The sequence below is a fragment of the Daejeonella sp. genome (genome assembly GCF_036405355.1).
Lineage (GTDB): Bacteria > Bacteroidota > Bacteroidia > Sphingobacteriales > Sphingobacteriaceae > Daejeonella.
This window is the reverse complement of record NZ_DASWXT010000115.1, coordinates 1-3401: the sequence shown is the minus strand read 5'-3', so window position 1 is coordinate 3401 and position 3401 is coordinate 1. Positions and strand designations below refer to the sequence as shown.

Below are 3401 nucleotides of genomic sequence, written 5' to 3'. Positions count from 1 at the left end.
TACTTTGCCGGCTGATCTGCTGGTGGACATCCCCGCAACAGGTCATAGGTTCGATCTGAACATCGCTTCCTCCATAGGAATAGAAAGAAACTTAGGTTCGGGGAGCAGCTTAGTATTTGGTTTAAGGAAGAGTTTTGGACTGAAACCAATAGGAGCAGGGATTTTACAAGTTCAGATGAATGACAAAATGTATAAGGGGACATTCAATACACGTCCTGGTTTTTTCGGCCTGGATCTGATTTATAAATATAATTTTTCAAAAAATATTGACGGACCGGATAAAATCCAGGTTTCGCCCTTAGACGGAAAACACCGGATGGTCGTTTTTGCCGAATTAGCTGGAAATGGCTTGACATTGACCGCGAACTACGATATGCGCCTCAAGAGAAACAGAAATGATGGTTTTGGTATCAGGGCGGGAGCAGGCATGCTGCCGGATAAATATTTCGACGATTATATAATGGTACCTCTGGGGATCAACTATATTGTTGGCCAAAGAAAGCACGGTTTTGAAAGCGGCCTGGGAATTACTCTTCTGTATAATGTTTCGGGTAACGAGAATTACTTCATTGATTTGGATGCGGATGAAGCTCATCCCAAATTAACGTCAGCAGAAATGCTAACTGTAGGGTATCGTTATCAGGCCACGCGGGGCTTGGTGCTTAGAGCAACCAATTCGTTTATGTATATCGGAAAGGGCTATTTTTATCCTCCCTTCTGGCCTGGCATATCGGTCGGGTATAGTCTTAATAAAAAAATCCTTCTGCCCCCACCGAAGGAAAAGAAACAAAAGGAGCTTGTGGCTAAGGCACCGCCCGGAAAATATCGGAAAGCGATTTTTGTTGAGGGAGGGGGCAATGGCCGCGGCCTCTCCGGGAATTTTGATATGCGTTTAAGGCCCGGAAGAAATGACGGACCGGGTTTCGGGATAGGAGTGGGTTACACGGGTACATCCTACGAGAACAATGAGCCTGGTACCCATTTGTCAGTTCCGCTTTCTTATAATTATATCTTTCGGAATGAACGTAGCGGCATTGAAACAGGCTTAGGCCTTACCCCTTCGTTTATAGTAAATAAATCTACTCAGGGACCCGACCTGGATGTTGCTGCCATTTTTAATCTTGGTTACCGCCTGCAACCGCTCAGAGAGGGCTTACTCTTACGTGCGATGTGGACACCAACTTACCTTGACCGGCGCTTGAGATCGTGGGCGGGCTTATCTCTTGGTTATAGTTTCCGATAGAAAAAAGATATTATAGCCCTATTACTTGCAGATCAAGACCAGTTTATTTACTGAACTAAATCGGTCGATCATTGATTTTTTGGGACCTAATTTTACGGGTTTCTTTATAATAAATTTAAAGCTCTTTAGTTTCTCTTTTTTTTCGAAATGACTTTCATTTCTCTATAAAAGGGATTGTTGGTAATATTTTAAGGTATCCGGACGATCGGGAGATGAGGATCAGACTTACATTATGGTAATATTTTTTATATTTAGGTTATATACGATCGTCTGGGCAAATGAAGAATCTGTTCAAGTACCTGTGGTCAATTCTGATAATAACAGTGATGCTTGTTTTATCAGGATGTAAAAAAGAGTCTGGAGAAACTGCCTACTATATCCGTTTTAGAGTTGATGGTATTCTCAAAGAATATAAATACACTTACATTTCAAATTTCGCAACAAAACAAAGTGGCGAGCTGATAGCATTTATAGGAACTGCAAGCTTATCCGAGGACGTACATTCTGAAATGATGCAGATTATGGTCAATGCTCCCAGGTCAAAAGGTATTGATACATATACCAACATTGGTCCGGTAGGCACAAAACCTTTTGCCAGCCTCAATTGGCAAGGTTCTCCAAACACGAACTCATATTTTACCGCGAATACCACGAATAATGTACAGCTTGTTACTATAAGTTTTACGCAGGTTACCTCTGAATACATTAAGGGTACGTTTCATGGTACACTTGTAAATTCCAATATACAATCGGTGAGCGAACCACCGACAAGATCTATTTCTGAGGGTAAATTTTTCCTGAAATTATCGCAATAGCTTTCAGAAGTTACCAGTATGGCTGTGTATTCAGTTAACTATAGGTTTTAGAAAATTAGACTTGGTGACCCCTCTTTTTTTACGAAATGGCTTTTTCATATAAGAAGGATGGTCTGTAATATTTTAGGATTCACCGACGATCGGGAAATGAGGATCAGACTTACATAAAAACACTTACATTTCAAATTTCGCAACAAAACAAAGTGGTGAGCTGAAAGCATTCATAGGAAATGCAAGATTATTCGAGGACCTACCCGAAGAGGTTCAATTTCAGTATTTTTTTGAGTATATTCCATTAGGAATTACCATTTCCTCAACTACTTCATCAGCTTTGGTCATTTCAACTGTTTCTCCTCTAATCTTGAATTTAAAGTGTTGACTTACAGTGTTCTGATATACAACAATTATAGGCACACTCATATGCACATGGTCAAACGCTTCAGCTTGTTCCGGAGTTAAATAAATATTGCTTCCATCCAAAGTGTAGCTGCCTCTGTAGATTAAATATCCGGAATTTGATGGAAGGTAGTCGTGCACTGCTTCAAATCTCCCATCCCTAAAGGTTAATGTAAGGTCAGTTGTTGTTGATTCCCAGCTGCCATGCAGATTGGGATTACCAGCACTCTCTTTGTCGCATGAACTGAAAACTAAAAGAATAAGGAAAACAGATGCGGATCTCTTCATTTATAAGATTTTAATTGTCCGCAATCTATCAATAGATTTGCGTGTTTAAAGGCCTGGAAGCAGATTTGACAATTTGATAATCTTATATTAATCTATACATGTATATTCTGCGGCCTGAATTTCCCGACCCGAGTTACGTTTGAATCCTAAAATCCTATAATCCTACCAATCCTAGCTCAGACAGTTTTTCTAATTCATTGACTGAACTACCCGACTTACGAAATCACCTTACCGAGCGGAAAGTAGATTTCGTCACCCGATAGCTATCGGGTCGTTCAATCAAGATGTGATTGACGAATTTATCTTGCAAAATACCCAGGTAAATTCGTAAGTCTAATTCCCCGACTTACCTTTAATCCTACCAATCCCTTAATCTTAAAATCCTTTAATCCTACTAATCCTAGCTCAGACAGTTTATCTAATTCATTGTCTGAACTACCCTTATTACTTTTTAATCCTAAAATCCTTTAATCCAACCCAATCCTAATCCAATTAGCCTCTTTCATTCATAGCCTCATCCTCAACGATCAATTCCACATGCTTCACAGTAAAATAATAAAGAAAGAATGCGCCTAATCCTAAGCAGCAACCAATTACAAGCAGGACATTAATCGATTCTTTCTCAGTACCTGTTGCCGTTCCTGAAATCGAGTCCCAGG

General features: G+C 40.0%; 3 protein-coding genes. 2 read left to right on the top strand and 1 reads right to left on the bottom strand.

Features of this window, described 5'->3' with window-relative positions:
- Positions 1-1243 (top strand): hypothetical protein (locus tag VGE44_RS13805; protein WP_331080089.1); only part of this gene is annotated, 1243 nt, incomplete at its 5' end.
- Positions 1244-1521: 278 nt separating this feature from the next.
- Positions 1522-2058 (top strand): hypothetical protein, encoded by a 537-nt coding sequence (locus VGE44_RS13800; RefSeq protein WP_331080087.1) that lies wholly within the window; start codon positions 1522-1524, stop codon positions 2056-2058.
- Positions 2059-2328: 270 nt separating this feature from the next.
- On the opposite strand, the gene VGE44_RS13795 is transcribed toward VGE44_RS13800, so the two are convergent.
- On the bottom strand, positions 2329-2742 hold the full coding sequence (locus VGE44_RS13795; RefSeq protein WP_331080084.1) for a hypothetical protein: 414 nt from the start codon (positions 2740-2742) through the stop codon (positions 2329-2331).
- Positions 2743-3401: the final 659 nt, after the last annotated feature.

What these genes read in the sequence shown, in the direction of transcription:
- VGE44_RS13800 (WP_331080087.1), top strand. Translation starts at nt 1,522, where the DNA reads ATGAAGAATCTGTTCAAGTACCTGTGGTCAATTCTGATAATAACAGTG.
- VGE44_RS13795 (WP_331080084.1), bottom strand. Translation starts at nt 2,742, where the DNA reads ATGAAGAGATCCGCATCTGTTTTCCTTATTCTTTTAGTTTTCAGTTCA.